Source organism: Streptomyces sp. NPDC006655 (assembly GCF_040703965.1).
Lineage (GTDB): Bacteria > Actinomycetota > Actinomycetes > Streptomycetales > Streptomycetaceae > Streptomyces.
Genome location: NZ_JBEYJU010000010.1, coordinates 79,173 through 102,040 on the forward strand (window position 1 = coordinate 79,173; position 22,868 = coordinate 102,040).

The window sequence follows — 22,868 nt, forward strand, 5'->3', positions numbered from 1 at the left end:
CGAGCCGACATCACCAGGACTTCGCAATGCCGGATGGACGCGGAACGCCGGAGACCGGATCGCAGAGGGACAACTCCGACGACCGAAGCAGGGGCGCGAACCAGCTCAGCTCGCCAGACGCGAACGAACAGGCCGACGAATCCGCCCGCACCACCCCGGAGGACGACCCCGAGATCAGGGGCGACTGGCAGGACATGGAGATCCTGAAGGTCCTCATGGGGGCCGATGTCGAGCTGGATGGAGATGACGAGGACCCCCAACGCCCATGACCACGCACGGAGAGCAGGAGGGGACCCGGGGCGGGCTTCAATATAAATAACACTTGACGTTCAAGATCGATTGACAATAGTATTTACCTATCACCTCACAGGACCCCCCCTGCGAGACCAAGAGTGCGAGGAGTCAGCGACATGAACGTCACCGAGGCGAACATCGAGGTCATCGCGGTTCCGCTCACGGACATCGAGCCCAACCCGGACCAGCCCCGGAAGTACTTCGACGAGACCAAGCTGGAGGAACTGGCGGCCCAGTTCCGCTCGGTGGGCCAGCTGCAGCCCATCGTGGTCCGCCCAGCCGGCGACAAGCTCCAGATCGTGATGGGCGAGCGTCGCTGGCGGGCGATGCACCTGGTGGAGGGCGCCACCACCATCGAGGCCAAGATCGTGGGCAGCGTGGACGACGAGCAGGCGTTCGTGATGGGCATCTCCGAGAACATCGGCCGTGCGGACATGACGCTGATGGAGGAGGCGCAGGCGTACGCGGATCTGGTCGGGTTCGGGTACCAGGCGGAACGCATCGCGGAGATGTTCGGCAAGACCACCGACTACGTGCGGTGGCGGATGGACCTGCTGAACCTCACCACGGACATCGCGGAGCTGGTGGCCGAGGGGAAGATCAAGGCGGACTTCGCCTGGTACTTGTCGAAGCTGACGCCGGCGAACCAGAAGGTGGCGGTCACCCGTTACATGAAGGGCGACTTCAGGACGGAGACGGACGCCTCCACCTTCGCGCAGGCCCTGCGGATGAAGGAGAACCAGGAGGGCTTCTTCTCCGAGAAGGAGCTGTCGGAGAAGGAGAAGGAGGACAAGGCCAAGGAGCGCAAGCAGGCCAAGGGCAAGGTGGACCAGGTCGAGCGGGCCGGAACCCTGCTGGAGGAACTGGCGAAGCTGACACCGTCGGAGCTGGCGGACCTGTTCCAGGGCGAGGTGGGCAAGCACCTGGACGCGGTGGAGCGGGTGCGCAGGACGGCCGCCGAGGCGGTGAAGAAGCTGCGGAAGGCGAAGGCGATGTCGGAGGCGAAGCAGCTGACGGTCCGCCCGGAGCTGGAGGTCGAGCCGGAGGCGGAGGGCGCCACGGGCGAGGTGGAGCCGAGCGAGGCCGAGATCGCCGAGGCCGCGGCCGAGGAGCCGCTGGAGGCGGAGCTCGAAGCCGCCGCCTGAGCTCGGTGAGTGACAGCGGTCGGGAGTCCCGGGTGGGATTCCCGACCGCCTTTCGCGTGGATGGGCACGCTTACCTCTCGCGGCCCCACGGTGGCCGGTGTGGCGGACGTGGGGCAGGAGTGGGGCGGCGCGGCTCGACGGACGGGCGACGGAGCGGGCCGGTACGACGCCACACCGGCCGCCGATCCGATGGAGCGCCCGCGACCGCGCCGCTGGAACCACCTGCCGGGACACACATGGCCGCGCACGAGGCCGCACCACCACACCCGGCGATAAATCAAACTTTCAACGAGGGAGGATTTGAAATAGAATTTAATTGACATCTTTGCGTGCCTGCGGCAGCGGAGCCAGGGGCACGGAGTCCAGCCAGAGCCATCCGCCACCGAGCGGAAGGCGAGCCGAGGAGGAACATGTTCGAACTGTTCACGCACAGATACCAGAGCTTCGAGCCGGCGACGGGCGTACCGGTGCGCGTCACCCTGGGCGCCCCGCGGTGGACGCTGCCGTACACACTGGAGCACCAGGTGCGGGAGGCCGCACCCAGCAGGAACTACTTCGGCGCAGCGCGGCCGGTGTACGAGGCGGAGTATCTGGCCCAACTGGACCGGCACGGCGTCGGGTTCTTCGCGTCGCGGTTCCAGGAGATCGCGTTGACGGCCGGGGATCCGCGACTGGTGCTGCTGTGCTTCGAGGATCTGTCGAAGCCGGAACAGTGGTGCCACCGGCGGATGTTCGCCGCGTGGTGGCAGGAGAAGACCGGCGCGCAGGTGAGGGAGCTCGGGCCACTGGGCCCCACGTACGAGCAGGGGGCACTGCTGTGAGCGCGCAACACGGGCCCGACTGGACCGAGATGAGTCGCGAGGACTTCGAGGCCCCGCCCAAGCCAAAACCGGCACCGCCGGGACAGATGGAGCTGTTCGAGCCCGGCCCAGGCAGGGCGAGGGTGAAACCGAGGCTTCCGGAGGAGTGCCCGATGGGGACGCTGAGCCTCCTGGATCTCGTCGAGCCGGAGCAGTAGCGGCTCTCACCCTGGCCCGAATAGGCATCGGCCCATGTGGCGGGTGCGGTATCGCGCCCGCCACATGTGTTGTGACAGTCCTTCGTCTGATAGCGTCTAGTTGTCGGCGGGACGATCTTCCGGGTCGGTCCAGCCACGCGCCGGTAGTGCATCTGGCAGCACGCCCCGTCACCAGCGGGGAGGAGCCCGTTCGAGTCGGGCCCGGCGCTCGAGGGCGCGTCCGCACAGGCACGTGGTGCGGAGCCCACCAGCCAAGGAACCATCCCCCTCCAGGCGTCCCCCGCGCCTCCTGGTTCCCGGGCGGCCCGGCACGGCAGGACCAGCCCCCTGCCCCTCCGGGCCCGCGTCCTTACCCACCAACCCCGCGCAGGGGAGGCAGCGTTGTTCCACGGCTCGATCCCCGCGGATCTCCGCGCGATCATCCACGAGCACGCGACCACATGGCGCGGCCAGGCCGAGGACGTCTACGTGGGCTGCTCCGGAAACTTCACGATCGAGCGAGTCCTGCACGACTCCGGCTTCCGTCTCCATGGGTGCGACGTGCAGCTGTACTCGTCGGCGATCGGCTGGTACCTCGCTGGGGAGCGGTTACCGATCGCGATCCGCCCCGAGTCGAGAGACGGACTCGCCTGGCTGGAGCCATACCTGGACGGCCGGGTGGGGACTCTCGCGGTGGTGCTGCTCGGGTCCAGGTTCTTCCAGTGGATCGGTCGGGACGACCACCCGTACTACGGCCGGATGTTGACGGCGTACCGGCAGCAGTTCCCCAACCTGCACGCGAAGACGGTCGCGAAGATCGAGGCGCTCCCGCTGCGGCTGGCGTCGTACGCGCCGATGGACGTGAACCAGTGGCTCACAGAACAGGTCCCTGCGGGCGCACCGGTCGTCGCCTTCCCGCCGTTCTACGCCGGCGACTACGAGGGCCAGTTCGCGGCGCTGGACAAGCACCTGGAGTGGCCGGCACCGGAGTACCCGACGCTGGACGAGGCGGCCAAGCAGACCCTGATCGAGCGCGTCACCGACCGGCCTCACTGGATGCTCGGGCTGCACTTCGACGTCGACGAACTGGCCGGCCACCTGCGCGGTCAGGTACAGACGGCCAACCGCGGGCTGCCGATCAACGTGTACTCGTCGGTGCCGCGGTCGCGGATCGTCCGGCCCAACCAGCGCCTGGAGCCGGTACGTGCCCCGCGCCTCGTGCCGGGCCAGCGCCTCGGCGAGACCCTGACGCTGGCCCCGCTGTCGATGGGCCAGTTCGCGACCCTCCGCTCGCAGTACATGAACCACAACATCCGTCCGGGCACGCCGACGATGGCACTCGCGGTCCTGGTCGACGGGGTCGTGGTGGGCGCCTTCGCGTTCTCGACGCCGAAATACGACCCGCACAACGTGTACCTGCTTTCGGACTTCCCGGTCGCGCCGACGTCGTACGGGCGGCTGGCCAAGCTCGTGCTGTACGCCGCGCTGTCGACGGAGGCGCAGTTCCTGGCGCAGCGGACCATGAACACCCGCCTGACCCGGCTGAACACGACGGCGTTCACACAGCGCCCGGTCTCCATGAAGTACCGCGGGCTGCTGCGGCTGAACTCCCGCAAGGACTCCACCGATCCCGCCCACCGCTACCAGCTCGACTACGGCGGCGAGCTGGGCCGCTGGTCGCTGGACGAGGGATTCGCGCAGTGGAGGAGCAAGCACGAACACCCCGAGGGACTGAAGGAGGACCGGAAGCCATGACCGAGCCGCTCAAACCCCGCATGATCGAGGGCGACCCGCGGGAGCTGACGCTGCTGGACGTCAACGCACGGTTCATGCGGCATGAGCAGTTCCAGCGCCTCGTGGCGAACATCCGCGCCGACGGAGCGCTGACCTCCACCCCGCTGGTGTGGAACGACATCGGTTCGGGGCGACGCATCGTGCTGTCGGGCAACCACCGCACGAAGGCCGCCGTCGAGGCCGGCCTGGAGCGGATCTGGTGGATGGAGATCACCGAGCCGCTGCCGAGACAGCGGCAGATCGCGTTGCAGCTAGCCCACAACTCGATCGCGGGCGAGGACGACCCTGCCACGCTCAAGGCACTGTACGAGGAGCTGGAGGACGTCTCCATGCGCCTGTACTCCGGCCTGGACGACAAGACACTCGACCTGCTGGACGAGGTCACCGTGCCGAGCCTCGCGGAGGCCAACCTGGACTTCGCGACCGTGCAGATCGTATTCCTGCCGGACGAGAAGGAGGCCGCGGAGAAAGCCTTCGAGGCCGCGCGGAAGGCCGCCACGGCTGACGCCCGCTGGCTGGCACGCATCGAGCAGTACGAGAACGTCCTCGACCTGCTCGACACGGTGAAGGGCGCACAGAACATCGGCAACGTCGCCACGGTGTTCGCGATCATCCTGGCCATCGTCGAACGCCACCTCGGCGAGCTGGCCGACGGCTGGTACGACCCGGACGAACAGACCGCCACCCGCAAGGGCACTGCTCCGGTCGAGACGGTGCTGGCCACCCGCACCATGCCCGCCGACGCCGCGGCCGTCGTGCAGCGGGCCATCGACCGCATGGAGCGGGACGGCGACATCGAGACTGGCCAGCGGTGGCGTGCCCTGGAGCTGTGGGCCGCCGACTACCTGGCAGGCGCGGCGTGAAGCAGCCCGACGTACGGGTCGGCCAGGTGTGGGCCGACAACGACAAGCGCAGCGAGGGCCGCGCGGTACGCGTCGAAGAGGTCGATGCCCGCTACGCGTACTGCACGGTGCTCACCGCCGCCACGCCCGGCGGTCGGACCGGCCAGCGAACCCGGGTGTCACTGGAGCGCATGCTGCCGACGAGTACGGGCTATCGGCTCCTGGACCGCGTGCCGTGAACGGGGAGCTGTACCGCAAGCTACTCGCCGAGCGATACGGGCCACTCGACCGGCTGGAGACCGAGCGCCTCCCGTCGGCCGTCGACCGGGCAGAGTCGGTCACCGGCACGACCGAGGAGCAGTGGCGCCGCCAGGTCCGCGACATCGCCATGCGCTACGGCTGGCGACTGCAGTACCACACGGCGGACTCCCGGCGCTCCGACCCGGGCTGGCCCGACGAGGTGTTCGGGCACCTCGGCCAACGTCGCACCCTGTTCGTGGAGTTCAAGACCGACACCGGGCGGATACGCCCAGCCCAGCGTGAGTGGCTGTCCCACCTCGCCGACAGCGGGTTCGAGGTCGCCGTATGGCGCCCTCACGATCTGCCCACCGTCCTGCGGGTGCTGGGCCCGGCGCGGCAGAGAGCCACCCTGCCTGCGAACTTCCGCAGACCCACCCGGTGAGCGGCCCGTACGCCGACGAGCTGAACCGGCTCCACGCCGAGATCGACCACCTGACCACCGTCCACCGCACGGCCGCCGGCCTGGCCCGAGCCCTGGCCGAACACCTCGCGGGCGAACCGTTCCACCTCGCCGACCAGGTCGCGCGCCTCCTCGACGGCGAGCTGGAGCCCGACGACTTCCCCGACCTTCCCGAAGGAGAGACCTGATGAACCTCGCCAAGGACTCCTCGTCGTGGGAGCGCACCGTCTCGGTCACCCCGCTGCCCGACTCCGTACGCCGCAGAGCCGCCCTCCAGGTCGCCGCCCGTGCCACCGGCCGCGGGCGTGCACAGCGTCACGCCGACTGCGCCGACATCCTGGCGCACCTCGGCCTCCTCGACCCGGCCCTGCGCAGTCCGTCGAGGTGAGGCGAGCCCGGGAGGGCAGACAGACCAGGCGGGAGAGCACTGAACGGATGGCGGACAGCGGCCAGGCATGGGAGCGGCAGCCGAGCGAGTCGGCAGCCGCGTGGGAGGCGTTCGCCTGCTACCGCGACCTCGGCCTGTCCCGCAGCATCGGCAAGGTCGCCGAACGCCTGGCCAAGTCCCGCACGCTCATCGAACGCTGGTCGACCACACACCGCTGGGTGCCCCGCACCGAGGCGTGGGACCGGGAGCAGGACCGCCTCTGGCGGGCGGAGCGGCAGCAGGCCGCCCGGGAGGTGGCCCGCCGGCACGCTCGCCTCGCCTCCGCCGCCCAGTCGAAGATCGTCTCCCAGCTCCAGCAGCTCGACCCCGCACGCCTCAGCCCGTCGGACGTGATCCGCTGGCTGGAGGTCACCATCCGCATCGAGCGCCAGGCGTACGGCATGGACCTGGCCGACGCGGCCGCGTCGGCCTCCAAGGGCCAGGAGACGGCGGACGTGTCGGCCCTGACCGACGAGGAACGCCGGGCCCGCATGGAGCAGCTTCGCCGCGAACTCGAAGCGCGCATCAGCACCTTGGGCGGCGAGCAACCGTGACCGCCAAACCGCCGGCCGTACTGCCGGACCCGACGGGTATGTCCGACGCCGAGCTGCACGCCGAGATCACCGCACTGATCGAGGCCGACGCACTCTCGGCACGCCGCTGGGCCTGCGACCGCCCCAACTGCGACGGCCTGCCCCACGAGGGCTGGCTGCACCACCACGCCCGCGCCACGCAGCGCCTGCCCGAGGGCGCCTGGGCGGCATGGATGATGCTCACCGGCCGAGGCTGGGGCAAGACGAAGTCGGCGGCGGAGGCCGTACGGGAGTGGGCGGCCGCTCCGGGGACGATGATCGCGGTCGTCGCGAAGAACGCCACCCTGGTCAAGGAGATCTGCTTCGAGTCCCCCAAGTCCGGCCTGCTGGCGGTCATCCCGCCCGAGGACGTCCGCCGCTACAGCCCCGGCAACGGCCTGACCACCCTCCGCCTGAAGAACGGCTCGGCGATCTACGGCTTTGGCGCCGAGACCCCGGACAACCTGCGCGGCTTCGCCTTCGACAAGGGCTGGCTGGACGAGTACGCGGCCTGGAACCGCCACACCGCCCAGTCGGTGTACGACATGCTGTGGTTCTGCCTGCGCGAGGCCCCGAGCCCGCAGGTCGTTATCTCCACCACCCCCAAGCCCCTCCCCCACGTCAAGCGCCTGGTGGAACGCGGCCGCCGCCCCAGCTCCACCGTCGTCCTGACCACCGGCCGCACCGAGGACAACCGCGCCAACCTCTCCCCCGCCGCGCTCGCCGAACTCGACTCCGAGTACGGCGGCACCCGCCTCGGCCGCCAGGAGCTGGACGGCGTCCTTCTCGAAGACGTCGAGGGCGCGCTATGGAAGCAGTGGATGTTCGAGGTCGAGGGCTTCCGCGTCGCCCGCACCGCGGTCCCGCCGCTCGACCGCCTGGTCGTAGCCGTCGACCCGGCCGTCACGACGACGGACTCCGCGGACCTGACCGCGTTCACGGTCGCCGGCCGCTCCTACCCGCTGGAGCAGATGTACGGCGACCGCCGCCCCCGCGGCTACGTCCTCCACGCCGAACAGGACCGCCACACCCCGACAGCTGCAATGCGCCGCGCCGCTGCCCTCTACCACGAGCACCAGGCCGACTGCGTGGTCATCGAGGCCAACAACGGCGGCGACTACCTCCCCGCTCTCCTCGCCGAGGTCGACCCGACCGTCCCGTGCCGCGTCGTCCACGCCACCCGCGGCAAGCGGGCCCGCGCGGCGCCGGTGGCGATGCTCTACGAGCAGTCGCGGATCAGCCACGCCGGCTCGCCGCGCACGTTCGCGGCGCTGGAGGAACAGATGACGACGTACGTCGGTGCCTCGGAAGCAGAGGAGAAGTCTCCGGACCTGCTCGATTCCTGCGTCTGGGCGCTGACTGACTTGTTCCTTGACCCCGCGGCTCCGGGAGCACCGACGGCATCCGCAGACAAGCGTCTCAGCGGAAGGCGCTGAACGGCGGTCGTCGGCCCTGCGTGCCGACGTACGAACGACAGCGTCCCACGTCTGCAGGCGGGGCCGACAACTCACATCAGTCGTCGCCGGACATCAGCTCGTCACGGAGCTCATCCAGGGTTCGGCCATCGGGCAGTCTCCAGAGCGTCCAGCCGTTGATCGCACTACCCGTCACCGCGCTCGCAGCTTTGGAGGGCGACGGGAACAGTGTTGCCTTCCCCTCAACGATCAGCTGCCCATCGGGCTGGACGATCGCCGTGGCGGACCGCTTCGCACGCGTCTGGCGGAACGTCAGTACGTCGTTGGCCTTCAGGAGGCCCGCAACCATGAGCGGAGCGAGGGGCCCCGTTGGTGCGGGCGTGGCCTTGGCCGCCCCGGCACTCCCACCGAGCGACACATTCATTTCCACGACCCCATCTGCGCCTGCCGCAACGATGTGCGCCAGTACCTCTGGGTCGAAGTGGATCGTGAGCGTTGCCATAGAGATCCCTCCCCTAGTCGACGGCTTGCACCATCTCAACTATCTGCGCTTCACTCTAGTGTACAGCAGACAGCAGAACAAGCCGGTATACGGCGCCGCCTCGGTACAGCCCCCTGCAACTGGGGCTTAGACTGCGCCGCTCACTTCGGACAGGAAGTCATCGGATGCAGCGTTTACGCAGGTTGGTCGTCGATACCTGGGGCGCGCTGTCGTACAAGCCAGCCTTCCGCGCGGCTGCCGCAGGGAGGCCAACGGGCCTGCCAGGGTCGACGATGATGTCCTGGGTGCCGGAGTCGGACCGCCGCCGTCTGGCCGCCTACACGGTGCTCGCCGCGTACGACACCAACCAGGCCGCTGCGCTGCTCTCCAGCGAGGGTGACGACCGGCGCGAGTACGGGGACGCCTCCCTGATCGTCGACCAGACGCTGAGCCACCTGCTCGGCGAGACTCAGCAGATCGTCGTCGACGGCGCCGAGGACGACCCCGTGGCCCAGGACCGGGAGGCGCTGCTGCGTGACTGGGCCAAGGCGGAGCACCTGCGGATGCGGATGCAGCACGCCGAACGCACCGCTGTCCTGCTCGGCGACACCGTCTACCTGCTCGCCTGGTCTCGGGCGAAGGGCCGTCCGGTCCTGAAGACCTTCGACCCTGGCTTCTACTTCCCCGTCGTCCCGGACGGCGCGCTCGACGCGGACGCCTACCCGGAACGCGTCCACCTGGCCTGGGAGGTCCCAGCGGATCCGAGCACCGGACGTAAGGGAACCCTCAGACGGGTGACGTACGAGCTGGAACCCATCGAGGGCGGCGGCCGGCGTACCTACCCGTGGTCCAGCAGGCCGAGCGCCACCACCTGCTTCCTCACCGACGCCGAATGGGACCTCGACCAGGTCGACAGGACCGGCGACATCGACGCCCTCTCCCCCGCCAGTGCCCGCTTCCGCACCAACGCGGACGGCGAGGTCCTGAAACGGCTCGACCTCCAGCTGGACTTCATCCCGATCGTCCACGTCCCGAACACAGTCAACGGCCCGGAGCACTACGGGCAGTCGAGCCTCGTCTCCGTCGCCCAGCTCCTCGACGATCTCGCAGCGGCCGACACCGACAGCCAGCGGGCCTCGGCGACCACGGGCTCCCCGATCATCGGTCTGTCCGGGGCGCGGCTCCCGGTGGACCGCAGAACCGGCAATCCTTTGCCCGTAGAGGTCGAGCCGGGAATGGTGTGGCCGCTCGGCGACAACGGACAGCTCAGTACCGTCGACACGTCGGCCCAGCTCGCCGAGCTCCGTGCGTACGTGGAGGCGCTGCGCGACCGCCTGTCCGTCGTGACCCGACTGCCGGCGAGCGTGCTCGGCATGGTCAGCCCCTCCGAGGTGCCGTCCGGATACGCGCTGCAGCTCAGTTTCGGCCCGCTGGACGCGATGGTGCGCTCGATGCGCCTGGCGCGCGAAGCCAAGTACCCGCTGCTGTTGAAGATGGTGCAGCGGTTGTACCAGCTCGGCGGCCTACTACCTCCCGGTGACAACGCTCAGGCCACGATCGCCTTCGGCGCCTACCTGCCCGCGGATCTGTCGGCCGCCCTAGATCTGGTGGTGCGCGGCGTACAGGGCGGCGTGCTGACGCTAGAAACAGGAGTACGGCTCCTGGTCGAGGCGGGGTTCCCGATCGAGGACGCCGCGCTTGAGGTCGAACGTATCCGCGCGAGGGCCTCGTCCCCGGCGGCCGCACACACGACGAACGGCACCGAGAAGGAAGAAGGAGGCAGCCGAGCCGAGTGACCTCACACGGCTCGGCAGACACGCCAGGCGCCCAGGGGGGGTTTAGACTCCGCGCCGACGCGGGGGCGTCTGGGCGAGGAGAACGTCTGCCCATGACCGAACGAACGCGAGGTATGCACCCTCCGGTGCCTCTCGCTCCCCTCGGCTACCGCCGCGACGGCCGTCCGATCCTCCCGATCGTCGGGGCATCCTCCGACGATCCCGGCACCCCGCCGACTGACGATCCGACGACCGAGGACACCGGCATCACGACGGTCACGATCCCCCAGGACGAACTGTCCCGCCGCTTCGCCCGCGAGAAGGACCAGGGGCGCCGTGCCGCCGTCCGTGACCTCCTCGGCCAACTCGGCTTTGATTCGGCCAAGGCCCTGACGGAGTACGTGCAGAACCAACGCCAGGCCGAACAGCAGCACGAGGACGCCGAACGGAAGCGCCTGTCCGAGGTCGAGCAGCGCGAAAGAACCGCCACCGAGCGCGAACGCCAAGCAAAGGAAAGAGAAGAGGTCGCCGCAGCGCGCGAGCAGGAGGCCGTCCGCCGGACCGTGCTGGTCGGCCTGGGCGCCACGGGCACGGAACTGGAGGACGCGGTGGCTCTCTTGGCCCGCGAGATCGACCCGGACACAGACGGGCCGGCGCTCGCCCAAGCCGCTGAAGAACTCAAGCTGCGCCGCCCGGAGCTCTTCGGCACCGCAGCCCCGCAGACACTCGCCCCTCCCCCCTCGGGCAGCCCGACCGGAGTCCCCACCCGCTCGGGCGGCACCCCGCCACGGCCGGGCCAGCTCGGCCTGGACATCGCCCGACGCCGCGGCCACCTCAGGAGCTCCTGACCCACGGCCGCGCACGGGGACCGCGCCCCACTCCACGCTCGCGGACCACGGCACAGCCCGGTGACCGTGACCTCTCCGCCAAGACGCCCAACGCGAAGGACCCCGGTGTGGATCTCCAGCCCATCACCTACTCCGAGTCCGCCACCGCAGACCGCCCCTGGCTGGCCTCACGCCACGGACTCGACACCCCGCTCACTATCACCCTCGACACCGCACTCTTCACCGAGGGAACCCACTACACACCGCCCACCCTCGGCCAGCCCCGCAACATCATGAAGGCCGGCATCCCCCTCGGCCGAGCCACCGCCACCGGCCTGTACGGCCCATGGACCACCACCGCCACAGACGGTCGCGCCACCTTCACCGGCGTCCTCCTCGCCGACGTGCCCTTCACACAGGCCGGTACCCGTGCCGGCGCGGCCCTGCTCTGGCACGGCGTAATCACCGCCGCGCAGCTCCCGGGAGGCCTCGACCCTGCCGCCATCACCACCTCGACCGCGCAGATCCACTTCATCTGACACCCACTCCGCCGAGGAGCCGCCCCCATGCTCGAAACCCTGCTGCGCGACATCGACGCGGCCGACCTCAACACCTTCGCCCGCACCATGACCACCCCGGCAGACTTCGAGCTGACCCGCACGGTCATGCCCGAACGCCGCCTGAATTCCGTCAAGTTCCGCATCAGGAGCAGCAAGCGGCGCGTGAACGCCGCCAAGTTACGCGCGTACGACGCCCAGACCGCCGTCGCCCGCCGCCAAGCCGAGAAGATCATCACCGAGGGCATGCTGCCCCCGCTCGGCCAGAAGCTGATCGTCGGGGAACTGGAGCAGATCCTCCTCGACACCGCCCGCGGCGCCGACGCTTCGGAGTTCGTCGAGCTGCTCTACGACGACATCGAGCGCCACGTCGAGTCCATCCACAACCGCATGGAACTTGCCGCCGGCGACCTCCTCGTTGACGGCAAGTTCAGCCTCAACGGGGAGAACGGCCTCACCCTAGAGGCCGACTTCGGCGTCCCGGCGCCCAACATGCCCACAGCCGCGAAGCCCTGGTCGGACCCGACGAGCGACCCCATCGCCGACGAGCTCCGCTGGATCGAGTACCTGCGCTCAATCGGCGCCCCGCTCCCGGCCCGGGTACTCACGTCGTACAAAGCCCGCGCGACGCTGGCCGCGAACAATGCCTACCGAGCCGCGTACTACGGCAGCGTCAACGGCTCGACCACCCCCACGGCCGTCCTCGCGCCCAACGAGGTCGAGGTCGTCCGCGCCCGGTACAACCTCCCACCGATCACGGTGTACGACGTCCAGATCTCCGTCGACGACGCCTACCAGCGTGTCATCCCGGAGGACCGCTGGATTCTCCTCCCGCCCAACCCCGAGTCCTGGGCGGAGACCCAGTACGGCATCACGGCGGAATCCCTGGTCCTCTCCTCCGGCACCAATCCGGCGATCACCCGTGAGGACGCCCCGGGCATCGTCATCACCGCGGACTACCAGGACGACCCGGTCCAGGTCTGGACGAAGGGGGCTGCCGTCGCCATGCCGGTCATGTACGTCCCGGACATCCACATCACCGCGAAGGTCCTCTGATGCCGGCCACCACCCGCACACTCGCCACCACGGTCTTCGTCACCGACCCCACGACGCACGAGACGCTGCTGCTCGCGGCAGGCACCACGGTCGCCGATCCAACCGTCGCCGAGCAGATCACGCATCCGGACGTCTGGGAGCCAGAGCAGGTACAGAGCGTTGACCCCCAGTCAGCTCCCCCTCAGCGTCGTGCGAGGTCCACGACGAACGAGTCCGAGTAGCCCTGATGCTCTCCGACGCCGAGTACGCATATCTGCGATCCGAGCTCGGCGACATCGTCCGCGGCGACCTTGACGTCCGCTACCAGCGCCTCGGCACAGTCGAGGCGGTAGCCGTCGAGGTCCTGCGAGAGCGCAAGGCAGCGCTGATCGCCGACCCTCTGACCGTCACGGTTCAAGGGGTCGCGACGGTGAACAACGCAGAGAACGTCCGTGCTCTGGAGCGCCAGCTGGCGCTGTTGGAGCAAGCCGAGGCATCGACCTCGGCACCACAGCAGCCGACGCTGCTGGTCAGGCGCCGTATCCGATAAGGGTGCCCGTGCGAGCAAGACATACCCGGAGGCTCCCTGCCACCGTGATCCGCAACGGAACTTCGGATAACTTCCGTTGCTCGTGAGGGGGTTCGGCCCTGCCGTGTCCCATACGTGTTGGGGCCACTTCGCGGACAGATGTCAGTGGGGTGGTCTACCGTTCAGGTACTTGCTCATGTCCGAGTCGACCAGATGGCGACGCGGGCCAAAGGGAGAGCAGGTCGAGACCCATATGGGCCCGCCGTATAGCCGTCGGGTACCGAGAGGGGGAGCTTTGCTCCAGCAGCTGTGTTGCGTGAGGATCGACGCGATGTGCCGCCTGTACGCCCTGCAGAAGCAGGGACCGCGTACGGCAACGTTTCAGGACGAGATCGATACGGCGCTCAATCTCGCCCTCGGTGAGAGGCGCACTGCCGAAGACCCGGACTACCTGTGCCGCAGCCTGCGCCGTGACGCACGGCGCACCATTAGCCGCTCCCGCGAGCGCTCCCGCGAAACGGCAGCTGGCCGCCCTCTCGCTGACGCCCGCCACCGTCGCCTTACGACCTACGAGCCTGACGGTTCCCTCAACGCTGAGCTCGTCACTCACGTCACCCCGGAAGAGGCCGCAATCGCGGACGAGCTCATCCAGAATCTTCGGAAACGGGCCTGTGCTCTCGGTCCGCACGGCCCTGCGTGCCTGAACGGGTTGTTGTTCGGTGAGTCCATCGCGGACACGTCCCAGCGGGCGAAGGTGTCCGCGGCCACCGTCGAACGGGCTCGTCGCGCACTCCGGTTGTATGCCGAGGAACTGATCGCGGCGCAGGAGTAGGCGTCCACGGCTATAAGCAGCTGCACGCCCCACGATGACAGGGTCGGCCGGAAGGTTATGCCCCGGCCGGCCCGTCGCCACAGGGGCACAGCGGTTATCCAACAGTGACATCATTGCTCGGCGACGTGCAGTCCGCTAAAGAACTTCCGCGTGCTGCGGAGCAGTTAGGAGCATCGCGATGAATGACATCGCACCCAAGCCCATCCCCGTAGTGCTGTCCGGTCAGGCTCTGCTGAGCCTTCGGGAGTCGGGCCACAACTTCCCCTCCGCAGTGGGAGAAGTGATCGACAACAGTATCGAAGCGAAGGCCAACCATATTCAGATCCTCACCGAGAAGGAATCGGTAGGACGCAAGAAGGTCATCAGCGAGGTTGCCTTCATCGACGACGGCAAGGGGATGGAGGAGGAAACCCTCCACCACTACCTTCAGCTCGGGTACTCCACCCGCTTCATGTCGGATGACACGATCGGAAAGTTTGGAGTTGGCGCAAAGCTCGCTGGACTTAGCGTTGCCATGCGCATCGATGCATGGTCCCGAGTTGAGGGAAGTGAGCGGATTAAGCATGTCTTCTTCGACCTCAAGGAAGCCGTAGAGGAAGAGAAGGCGGGACATGAAGTTGGGATTCAGCCCCCGGATGATGAACCTGTTCCGTCTCACCTGCTCGCCTACTTCCCCGAAGGGTCGGGAACCCTTGTTGTATGGTCCAAGATTGACCGGGTCTCAGATGGGAATGGCAGGACCAGCCCCGACCATGTGATTAGTGAGCTCACCAAGGAACTCTCTCGCATTTTTCGTGAGTTCATTGGGGGGGGGATTCGAATCTCGGTAGATGGGCTGGACCTCAGGCCACATGACCCGACTTTCCGGCAGAAGGGAAGCTGGGTAGATCATGTTCTGAGTGACCATCTACGGCGAACTACTAACGCTACCTTCCCGAGCGGAACTCCCCACTTCGAGCCACAGATCTTCTTCAGCGAGGAAGTGGAGGTAAAAGTTGGCGGGGCCAAGCATAAGATTCATGTGACGATCACCCTCGCACCAGCTGAAGTACTCCGACACAGGGGCTCCGGCGGAGACGCCATGGCTAAACAGCTCCGCCTGCCTGAGAACGAAGGAGCTATCAGTTTCCTGCGACATGATCGAGAGATCAGCTATACGAACGTGGCGCGCCTGTACCCAGGAACAGTTGAAACTCCGGATCGATTCATCGGTTTCGAAGTTCGCTTCACGCCAGAGCTTGATCGATTGATGGGCGTTCGAAACGTAAAGCGTGGCGCTGTCCCCGATGACGAGCTTCGGGAGACACTGCGCGAAATCGCAAGGAAGTTCATTCCCGCCGCCCGTGCAGAGTTGCAGCGAATCTGGGGGCAGCAGAAGCGCGAGAACGCTGAGCATGCGGGGGAGCATGCACCGATCGTCAAGGAGGTGAAGAATGCAGAACGCACTATGCCTAAGTCTCGCATCAAGGACAAGCCTAGTCCCGCTCAGCGGGACCGCGCTTATGACGACATGGCAAAGGACGCCGGAAAGACAACGGAGGAAGAGAAGGAGGCTTACGCACAGGGAATCGCAGACCTGCCGTTTGTGATCGAGACGGTCGATTTCCCTGGTGACCAGATCTTCGAGCTCACTCACCTCGGTGAGCAGACCTTCATTCGCCTCAACTCTCGGCATACCTTCTACCGGGAAATGTACGAACCCTTGAAGCAAATTGCCGATGGAGCCAACGCGAGCGGAGCAAGTGGCATCGTCACTTCAACGGCAAAGCGAGCCCTCGAAGCGATCACGCTCCTTATCGTGGCGTACGCCAAGGCTGAGACGCAGCATGCGACCCCCGATGCCCAGTACGCGGAACTAAGGAAGCACTGGGGCAGCTTCACCCAGCTGTACATGGACAAGATCAAGGATGTCCTGTAGCAGGCGGAAGCGCAGTGCATCGCTGCCGTACGCTAGAAGGTCTCCAGCCTGTCTTCTGCTTCCTCGACGTTTCTGCTAAGCCGTAAATATTGATTGGAAATCAAGGAGTGCCAGTGCAGGGCGGGGTAGAAAACGGCGCAACGTGGAGCCAGACGTTCCCCTGGCTGAACCGGGTCGCACCCGATGCGCTTCTGTGGCTTCAGCAGCTAGGTGGACGCGCCGAATGGTGGCATGCAGAGTGCCCAGCTGAGACGTCGGCCAGGCGCTCCTCAATGGATGACGTCTTCGACCTGCTTGGCCACATCATGGCAGTGGACAAGTCTCTGGCGTACGACGAAATCAATTCGCTGATCCCTGGTGTGGCGAGCAAGTCCCCGCTGGACTCTCTTGGTGTGAGCGCCTCTGTACTATCCGCCCTGGCGGAGCAGGGAATCCTGAGCTTTAGCACCCTCACTGCAGAGACGCCGCAGAGCATTGGCCGGATTCCTCGGATGACACGAAGGAACCAGGCTCACCTGCTCAGCGAGCTGGTGCGGATTGCAATCTCTGGCGACGGCTCGATCCAGCCCGACGTCCCTCGCGAAACTGGGGAGGCGCATGACCAGGACCTGCATCGCGAACGGTCTTTTGCGATTGAGATGCTCGAGCTCGAGGCCGACGAGGTCATGTCTGTAAACGTGGCGCACCGAATTCTTACCGAACGAGGCGTGACGGCAGGTGACTTGAACTCTTGGCTGGATTGCTGCGGACTTTCCGTCGGAGATGGGCAGTTGCAGCTTGTAGAGCAGGGCGAGAAGCAACGCGCTCACTCAGATGTAATAGCCCATAAAGATCACCGGGAGATTGTAGACGGAGGGGGCAAGATCGCAACTTCTGCCGCTGATCTAGAAAGCACAAATCCAGCCGAAGGCGACGATACCCAAAACGTCAATCGCGCGCCGGCGGGGAATCAGGAGATTCGTTCTTGGGCAAGGCGCCACGGCTATGTCGTCGGAGACCGAGGACGTATTCCATCGATTGTCCACAACGCGTACGTACAGGCAATGGGCGGGACTCGCCCGCCCGGTGATGTGGAACACAAACCGGCATCGCAGGGGCAGGATGATTGCGTCGGATATGAGCCGATCGCCGCACTTCTGGACAATCTGGCAGTTGCCCTCGGAGTGAGCAGCGAGGGCATCACCCTCGGCGCGGTGCTCTCCGGCGAGGTGCCGTTGCCAGCGCATGCCGCTGACACGGTTCGGAGCATCCTGGGGGCGAAGCTGGAAGAGAACGGCTGGGTGATAGATGCAATTCCAGCGCCAAATATCAGCAATCTCGATGCCCGATCAAACGGGTCCGTATCGCGACGGGCGACGCTCAAGGATCGTGCATGGAATGTATTGCATGAGACGGATCACCCTCTGACATCTCCATCGCTCGCCTCCAGGATGGGCGACGGTATCAACGAGCGCTCGTTGAAGGTGCAGCTCGCCAACGACTCGAGGTTCATGCGGAGCGATGTCGACTCCTGGGCTCTCAGCGACTGGGGGCTTCGTCGCTATACAGGAATCCAGAACCTGATTGCCGAGGAGATTGACAAAGTAGGGGGGAGCGCTCTCGCCGAGGAAGTGGTAGAAAATCTTACGCGGGAATTTGCTGTAAAGGATTCTTCGATACGGCAAATGATGTACAAGTATCCGTTTGTCGTGCAGAATGGAATCGTCCGCCGAGCTGTGGATGCGGAGCAACGAGAAGGGTCTGGGTCTTCCGGCCAGCTGACTAGTGAAGCAGACCCTTCTATGCATATCGATCTTGCGAAAGATCTCGGATTGGACTTCTAATGACCGCTTCCAAATCCCTGCGTTCCATCGATTTCGCAGAGGAATACCGCAGCGATCAAGGGAACATCGTTGGCGATTTCTATGTACCGTCTCTGAAGATTTCCGAGTCGTACGATCGCGCCGTCGGGTACTTCACCGCCTCGGTTCTTTCCGTGATCGGTGAAGGAGTTGATGAGTTTGCTCGCCGTGGTGGAGTCATGCGCGTAGTCGCTTCACCTTATCTCCTCCCTGAGGACATCGAGGAAATCGAATCGGGCTACTCGCTCCGGTCGGTTATGGAGAAGGCCGCAGTCCGTGACTTGGAGCGATCGGTCGAAGACCCTCGAGCCGCTAGAGGGTTGGGGAAGCTAGGCCAACTCGTCGCGGAGGGGCGACTCGACTTTAAGCTCGCCTATGTAACTGCCGAAAACCGCGTGGGCATGTATCACGAGAAGATCGGAATATTTCGAGACGGAGAGGAACTAGTAGCTTTCAAAGGGAGCGCAAACGAGACGCATTCGGGCTTGGTTGGAAATTTTGAGTCCATTGAAGTGTTCTGTAGTTGGGATCAGCGCGATCGCGCAAGGGCTCTGCGGATCGGCAGACAGTTTGATGCTCTCTGGGAAGACAGGACGGAGAAACTTCGGGTTCTCCCATTCACAGATGCAGCCAAGAAGGTAATTGAGCGTGTCAGCCAGGGGACTTCAGAGCTCGGTGAGCCTGACATCTTTGACTATGGTGGTGCACCGCTGACCGTCCCTGTCCAAGATAGTGCCGGCATGCTGAGAATTCCGGCTGAACTCAAGGTCCGTGAATATCAAAAGCAAGCGGTGGGCAACTGGTTTGCCCAGAGTGGCCGTGGGATTCTGCGGATGGCTACAGGCACAGGGAAGACGCTAACAGCTCTCTCTGCAGGGGCGCAGGCGGCCAAGATGTTGGACAAGGTGGGCGAGCCACTCCTCACCGTCGTGGTTGCTCCTTATCAGCACCTAGTCGATCAGTGGGCGAAGGACATTGAGTGGTTTGGGGTATCTCCGATCCGCGCCTATGAGTCGACGACATCGTGGTATGGGCAGGCATCACATCTTTTGGACTCTCTGGCGCTCGGGGTGAGCCGCGGTGGTGTAGTCATCACCACGAACAAGACATTCGGGGACCGTGCTTTTCAGTCAATCTTGAGCCGCTACAGTGGGCGCCTGCTTCTGATCGCTGACGAAGCGCACAACCTTGGTGCCAAGCACGTGAGCTCCAAGTTGCCTGAGAGTGCAGAATTTCGGCTCGGCCTATCGGCTACCCCTGAGCGCTGGTTCGATGATGAGGGAACCTCAGCTCTGACCAGCTACTTCGGCGATGTGGTCTTTGAGATGGGTATCGGCGAGGCCATCAAGGCCGGAGCCTTGTGCCGGTACACCTACACGCCGGTCATCGTTGAGCTCGACGATGAAGAGACCGAACTATACGTAGAGATCACAGAGAAGATCGCCAGGATCTTCGCGGCCCAGCAAGGTTCGGAGCAGGCAGACGAGGACAGCGTCTTGGGCGCACTGCTGCGTAAGCGTTCCAACCTTCTGGGACACGCCCGGGCCAAGCTTCCTGCGCTCAAGAAGGAGATCGAGAAGCGTCAGGAAGACTGGTATCAGCTGCTCTACTGTGCGGAGGGTAAGCACCCGCTCTCCTACGCGGATGGCGCTCCCGATGAACCTCCGCAGATCGACCAGGCCCTGGCTCTCGTGGGCAATGAGCTGCAGATGCCGGCGGCTCGATACACATCGGAGACCAAACGGCCGGAACGGCGGCAGGTGCTTCAACGCTTCGCAGACCGCAAGCTTCAGGTAGTCGCCTCGATGCGCTGCCTAGATGAAGGCGTCGATGTGCCCGCCGCCCGCACCGCGTACTTGCTCGCCAGCTCGACCAACCCGCGGCAGTTCATCCAGCGACGCGGGCGAGTGCTCCGCCAAGCAGCAGGGAAAACTATGGCGGACATCATCGATTTCATTGTCGTCCCGCCAGAAGGCGCGACCGGGATGCGAGACACGACCGAGCGAGGGATGGTGGCTCGTGAACTCGCGCGCGTCACTGAGTTCGCGCACCTTGCAGAGAATGAAGCAGAAACTCTCGACATCCTTCGGCCGCTACGTATCCGCTACGGCCTTCTGGATGTCTAGCCATCAATGCATTCATATCGGATGAAGGAGCCACCGTGAGTGAAAAGAAGACGGCGCAAGAGGTGCTGGGGAAACTGTCTCCTGACGGGGTGAAGCTGGCGAAGCGAGTCGTTGAGCTCGAACGGGAGTACCTGCACATTCGGAACTCAAATGCCATCGTCGATGACATTGTTGCCGCTGTGAAGGGAATCATTAAGTGAAGCTCCTCAAGCTCACGCTCAACAACTTCCGTGCGTTCTATGGGCAGCAGGTCCTCAACCTCGACGTTGAGGAAGGGAGTCCTTCAGTACTCATCTTCGGCAACAACGGTGCAGGGAAGACCACACTCCTCAATGCGTTTGCCTGGGCGCTGTATGGAAAGTTCTCTGATGACGTCGAGCAGCAGCAGCGAGTCATTCACGACCAGAAATGGGCAGAGACCCCGCTGGGAAGTTCGGTGAGTGCCTCAGTGGAACTCAAGTTCACGCACGCTGGAGTTACCTTCTCTGCTTTGCGTGAGGTCTCTACGGTCAAGAACAGCAACAACCAAGTACCTGTGCAAGCCACGCTTTCCCTGACTAAGATTGAGCGTGGAGAGAGCGAAGTCATTCCCAACGGTCAGGACCGTATTGAGAAGATCCTTCCCGAGGGGCTACGACGCTTCTTCTTCTTCAATGGTGAGCGCATGGAGAAAATGTTCGCCGGGGAAGAGAGTAACCATGAGGTAAAGCAGGCCATCAAGACATTGATGGATCTAGAGCCGATGGAACGGGCCATCGCCGAGCATCTGCCGGCAGCTGCTCGACGCCTCGCACGGCAGCTTCCCAAGGGGGGTGACAGCCGCCTCACCAAGCTACAGGAGGAGCAGGAGCGCCTCGAAGAGCAGCGAGCTGAAGCAGGCAAGAGGGCAGAGAAAGTCTCGGAGGAGATCAGCAGTTACGAGCGCGAAGTCAAAGCGATGGAGAAGGCTTTGCGTAGTCACTCGGAGTCGAAGCCGCTCCAGAACGCGCGCAAGAAGCTTGAGTGGCAGATCAAGGTGAAGAGCGACGAGCTGGTCTCCCGGTACTCTCGAAAGAGCGAAATCCTGTCAAAGGGTGGATTTCTTGCATTCACCTCGGGAATGGACAAGCAGGTGGTTGAGCTGGCTGAGGCGATGAGGGAGCGCCGGCAGCTACCCGCCGGTATTCAGCGAGACTTCATTGATGGGCTTATCGAGGATGGCGCATGCATGTGCGGCACCCCAGTGCCGGAGGGGAGCGCGGCCTACGCTGAACTCGACAAGCGACGCTACAACGCAGGACTTCAGGACGTTGAAGCCCGCTGGATGTTCGTCAGTGGGCAGATGCGACACCTAGGAGAAGCTCGGGAAGCCCTCCTGGAAGATCTCCGGCAAGCGACTCTTGAGATTCAGAGCTGCCAGGATGAGATCAAGCGGCTTGAGGCTGAGAAGAGCGACATCGACCGTCAGCTCCAGGGCGTGAACATCCAGGACGTGCAGAGGCTGGAGCAGAAGCGCAAAGAGTACGACGAGAAGCGGATCGATGGAATCAGCGAGCACCGACGCCTTCAGGAGAGATTTGAGGAGTTCCAGGTCGAGATCGACAAGGTGAAGCGTCAGTTCCGGTCCGCTCAGTCGGAGGACGAAGAGTCGCGGCGGGTGCAGCGCCAGGTCAACCTTGTGAACGAGGTTCTGGAAACCTTCCAGGAAGCCCTTGAACTCAAGACGGAAGAGGTTCGGGCGGAGCTCGATGCCAAGGTCAAGGAAGTCTTCTCCAGGATCTTCAGGAAGACATACGAGCCTGAGCTAACAGAGTCCTTCGAGTTGCACCTCAAATCTGCGGCAGGGGCTGCGATCCGGAGCACCGGCGAGAATCAGGTTCTCGGCCTGAGCTTCGTTGGCGCCGTTTCGGAGATCGCGAAGCTGATTCATCAGCGGAAGTCGAAGGGCGGCGGAGACATTCTCGGCGAAGGGGGCATCTACCCCGTGGTCATGGACGCACCGTTCGGCAGCCTCGATCTGGCGTACCAGAAGGACGTTGCTCAGGCACTGCCCAAGCTCACCTCGCAGATCATCACTCTCCTGTCCAACTCTCAAGCGCGTGGGGAAGTGATGGAGCACCTTCAGGGATCGGCGACGCGTATGTACGTACTGCGCTCGGTGACCCCCAACACTGACGCCATGCAGGAGAGCATTGAGATCAACAACCGTGCTGTCCCCTTCGTTACGCACGGCGAGTTCGAGCACACCATTCTGGAAGAGGTGACCGTCTAATGGGGTACGAAGACCGTTTCCGACGACCGGCTGCTCACGAGGACCTGATCGGGGCCTTGTCCGGCAAGGACGGCCCTTTCAACGCAATGGTAGACGTGTTGATGTTCGCTGCCATGCTGGGGAAGCGAAAGGGAAAACGGGAGCCCTTCACAAAGGCTGGTGAGCCGATCCGTCTGTCTGTCATGGAAGGGCGCCAGTACGGAGATGTGTTGATGGACATGATCGCTGTCGTCGAGGACACCGCCGATCCCAAGATCCTTGCTGACGGGCGTCAAGACGAGAGGGTCCGGATCTTTGAGGAGTACGCGAACGGTGGCCTCAATTTCATCCAGGGCGAGGTCAACTCAAGTGGCGGGAAGGACTATGTCTCGATCGTCAGCACGCTGGTGATGGACGCCTTGACCACCCCCGACGAGCGCCAGAACGATGTGTCCGAGCTGATGCAGGTGGCATCTCTGGACTGGTAGACGAGGTTGCGTATAGCGGTGAGGAGCGAGCAGAAGCTGACTG

General features: G+C 64.8%; 25 protein-coding genes and 1 tRNA gene. 25 read left to right on the forward strand and 1 reads right to left on the reverse strand.

Going from position 1 to position 22,868, the window contains the following annotated elements; translation table 11 throughout:
• Window positions 1–26: 26 nt before the first annotated feature.
• The 12 genes from AB0958_RS08490 (at window position 27) to AB0958_RS08545 (ending at window position 8,207) form a co-directional block, all read left to right on the forward strand.
• Window positions 27–269, forward strand: coding sequence for a hypothetical protein (locus AB0958_RS08490; protein WP_366889573.1), 243 nt, complete (start codon window positions 27–29; stop codon window positions 267–269).
• 141 nt (window positions 270–410) lie between these two features.
• Window positions 411–1,439 (forward strand): ParB/RepB/Spo0J family partition protein, encoded by a 1,029-nt coding sequence (locus AB0958_RS08495; protein WP_366889575.1) that lies wholly within the window; start codon window positions 411–413, stop codon window positions 1,437–1,439.
• Between the two features lie 410 nt (window positions 1,440–1,849).
• Window positions 1,850–2,260 (forward strand): hypothetical protein, encoded by a 411-nt coding sequence (locus AB0958_RS08500; RefSeq protein ID WP_366889576.1) that lies wholly within the window; start codon window positions 1,850–1,852, stop codon window positions 2,258–2,260.
• Between the two features lie 334 nt (window positions 2,261–2,594).
• A tRNA-Gly gene (locus AB0958_RS08505) sits at window positions 2,595–2,666 on the forward strand.
• A 172-nt stretch (window positions 2,667–2,838) separates the two neighbouring features.
• Window positions 2,839–4,191, forward strand: a complete 1,353-nt coding sequence (locus AB0958_RS08510) for a hypothetical protein (RefSeq protein WP_366889577.1) — start codon at window positions 2,839–2,841, stop codon at window positions 4,189–4,191.
• Window positions 4,188–5,093 carry a ParB/Srx family N-terminal domain-containing protein gene (locus AB0958_RS08515; RefSeq protein WP_366889578.1) on the forward strand — a complete coding sequence of 302 codons (906 nt, stop codon included), beginning with the start codon at window positions 4,188–4,190 and terminating at the stop codon, window positions 5,091–5,093. The genes AB0958_RS08510 and AB0958_RS08515 overlap by 4 nt, the downstream gene beginning before the upstream one ends.
• On the forward strand, window positions 5,090–5,311 hold the full coding sequence (locus AB0958_RS08520; RefSeq protein WP_366889579.1) for a hypothetical protein: 222 nt from the start codon (window positions 5,090–5,092) through the stop codon (window positions 5,309–5,311). The genes AB0958_RS08515 and AB0958_RS08520 overlap by 4 nt, the downstream gene beginning before the upstream one ends.
• On the forward strand, window positions 5,308–5,754 hold the full coding sequence (locus AB0958_RS08525; RefSeq protein ID WP_366889580.1) for a VRR-NUC domain-containing protein: 447 nt from the start codon (window positions 5,308–5,310) through the stop codon (window positions 5,752–5,754). The genes AB0958_RS08520 and AB0958_RS08525 overlap by 4 nt, the downstream gene beginning before the upstream one ends.
• A complete protein-coding gene (locus AB0958_RS08530; RefSeq protein ID WP_366889581.1) occupies window positions 5,751–5,960 on the forward strand; it encodes a hypothetical protein in 210 nt (69 codons plus the stop codon). Before AB0958_RS08525 ends, AB0958_RS08530 begins: the two co-directional genes overlap by 4 nt.
• The gene (locus AB0958_RS08535) at window positions 5,960–6,160 is read left to right on the forward strand and encodes a hypothetical protein (protein ID WP_366889582.1); all 201 of its coding nucleotides are present in this window, start codon (window positions 5,960–5,962) and stop codon (window positions 6,158–6,160) included. The genes AB0958_RS08530 and AB0958_RS08535 overlap by 1 nt, the downstream gene beginning before the upstream one ends.
• Before the next feature lie 47 nt (window positions 6,161–6,207).
• Window positions 6,208–6,753 (forward strand): hypothetical protein, encoded by a 546-nt coding sequence (locus tag AB0958_RS08540; RefSeq protein WP_366889583.1) that lies wholly within the window; start codon window positions 6,208–6,210, stop codon window positions 6,751–6,753.
• The gene (locus AB0958_RS08545) at window positions 6,750–8,207 is read left to right on the forward strand and encodes a terminase family protein (RefSeq protein WP_366889584.1); all 1,458 of its coding nucleotides are present in this window, start codon (window positions 6,750–6,752) and stop codon (window positions 8,205–8,207) included. The genes AB0958_RS08540 and AB0958_RS08545 overlap by 4 nt, the downstream gene beginning before the upstream one ends.
• Window positions 8,208–8,283: 76 nt before the next feature.
• On the opposite strand, the gene AB0958_RS08550 is transcribed toward AB0958_RS08545, so the two are convergent.
• Window positions 8,284–8,688, reverse strand: coding sequence for a DUF4357 domain-containing protein (locus AB0958_RS08550; protein WP_366889585.1), 405 nt, complete (start codon window positions 8,686–8,688; stop codon window positions 8,284–8,286).
• 284 nt (window positions 8,689–8,972) lie between these two features.
• Here AB0958_RS08550 and AB0958_RS08555 point away from each other — a divergent pair, with 284 nt between their 5' ends.
• The 13 genes from AB0958_RS08555 (at window position 8,973) to AB0958_RS08615 (ending at window position 22,825) form a co-directional block, all read left to right on the forward strand.
• Window positions 8,973–10,463, forward strand: a complete 1,491-nt coding sequence (locus AB0958_RS08555; RefSeq protein ID WP_366889586.1) for a hypothetical protein — start codon at window positions 8,973–8,975, stop codon at window positions 10,461–10,463.
• A 125-nt stretch (window positions 10,464–10,588) separates the two neighbouring features.
• Window positions 10,589–11,290 carry a hypothetical protein gene (locus AB0958_RS08560; protein ID WP_366889588.1) on the forward strand — a complete coding sequence of 234 codons (702 nt, stop codon included), beginning with the start codon at window positions 10,589–10,591 and terminating at the stop codon, window positions 11,288–11,290.
• A gap of 107 nt (window positions 11,291–11,397) precedes the next feature.
• The gene (locus AB0958_RS08565) at window positions 11,398–11,808 is read left to right on the forward strand and encodes a head decoration protein (protein WP_366889589.1); all 411 of its coding nucleotides are present in this window, start codon (window positions 11,398–11,400) and stop codon (window positions 11,806–11,808) included.
• 27 nt (window positions 11,809–11,835) lie between these two features.
• Window positions 11,836–12,882: a major capsid protein gene (locus AB0958_RS08570; protein WP_366889591.1), complete on the forward strand. Its 1,047-nt coding sequence runs from the start codon at window positions 11,836–11,838 to the stop codon at window positions 12,880–12,882.
• Window positions 12,882–13,103 carry a hypothetical protein gene (locus AB0958_RS08575; RefSeq protein WP_366889592.1) on the forward strand — a complete coding sequence of 74 codons (222 nt, stop codon included), beginning with the start codon at window positions 12,882–12,884 and terminating at the stop codon, window positions 13,101–13,103. Before AB0958_RS08570 ends, AB0958_RS08575 begins: the two co-directional genes overlap by 1 nt.
• Window positions 13,104–13,108: 5 nt before the next feature.
• A complete protein-coding gene (locus tag AB0958_RS08580) occupies window positions 13,109–13,411 on the forward strand; it encodes a hypothetical protein (RefSeq protein WP_366889593.1) in 303 nt (100 codons plus the stop codon).
• Window positions 13,412–13,706: 295 nt separating this feature from the next.
• Window positions 13,707–14,222, forward strand: coding sequence for a hypothetical protein (locus tag AB0958_RS08585; protein ID WP_366889594.1), 516 nt, complete (start codon window positions 13,707–13,709; stop codon window positions 14,220–14,222).
• Window positions 14,223–14,400: 178 nt separating this feature from the next.
• Window positions 14,401–16,140 (forward strand): ATP-binding protein, encoded by a 1,740-nt coding sequence (locus AB0958_RS08590; protein WP_366889595.1) that lies wholly within the window; start codon window positions 14,401–14,403, stop codon window positions 16,138–16,140.
• 272 nt (window positions 16,141–16,412) lie between these two features.
• Window positions 16,413–17,963, forward strand: a complete 1,551-nt coding sequence (locus AB0958_RS08595) for a histone-like nucleoid-structuring protein Lsr2 (RefSeq protein ID WP_366889596.1) — start codon at window positions 16,413–16,415, stop codon at window positions 17,961–17,963.
• Entirely contained in the window at window positions 17,963–20,107 is a 2,145-nt protein-coding gene (locus AB0958_RS08600) for a DNA phosphorothioation system restriction enzyme (RefSeq protein ID WP_366889597.1), read from the forward strand. The genes AB0958_RS08595 and AB0958_RS08600 overlap by 1 nt, the downstream gene beginning before the upstream one ends.
• Before the next feature lie 35 nt (window positions 20,108–20,142).
• Entirely contained in the window at window positions 20,143–20,307 is a 165-nt protein-coding gene (locus tag AB0958_RS08605; protein ID WP_162684374.1) for a hypothetical protein, read from the forward strand.
• Window positions 20,304–22,358 (forward strand): AAA family ATPase, encoded by a 2,055-nt coding sequence (locus AB0958_RS08610; RefSeq protein ID WP_366889598.1) that lies wholly within the window; start codon window positions 20,304–20,306, stop codon window positions 22,356–22,358. Before AB0958_RS08605 ends, AB0958_RS08610 begins: the two co-directional genes overlap by 4 nt.
• A complete protein-coding gene (locus AB0958_RS08615; protein ID WP_366889599.1) occupies window positions 22,358–22,825 on the forward strand; it encodes a DNA phosphorothioation-associated protein 4 in 468 nt (155 codons plus the stop codon). Before AB0958_RS08610 ends, AB0958_RS08615 begins: the two co-directional genes overlap by 1 nt.
• Window positions 22,826–22,868: the final 43 nt, after the last annotated feature.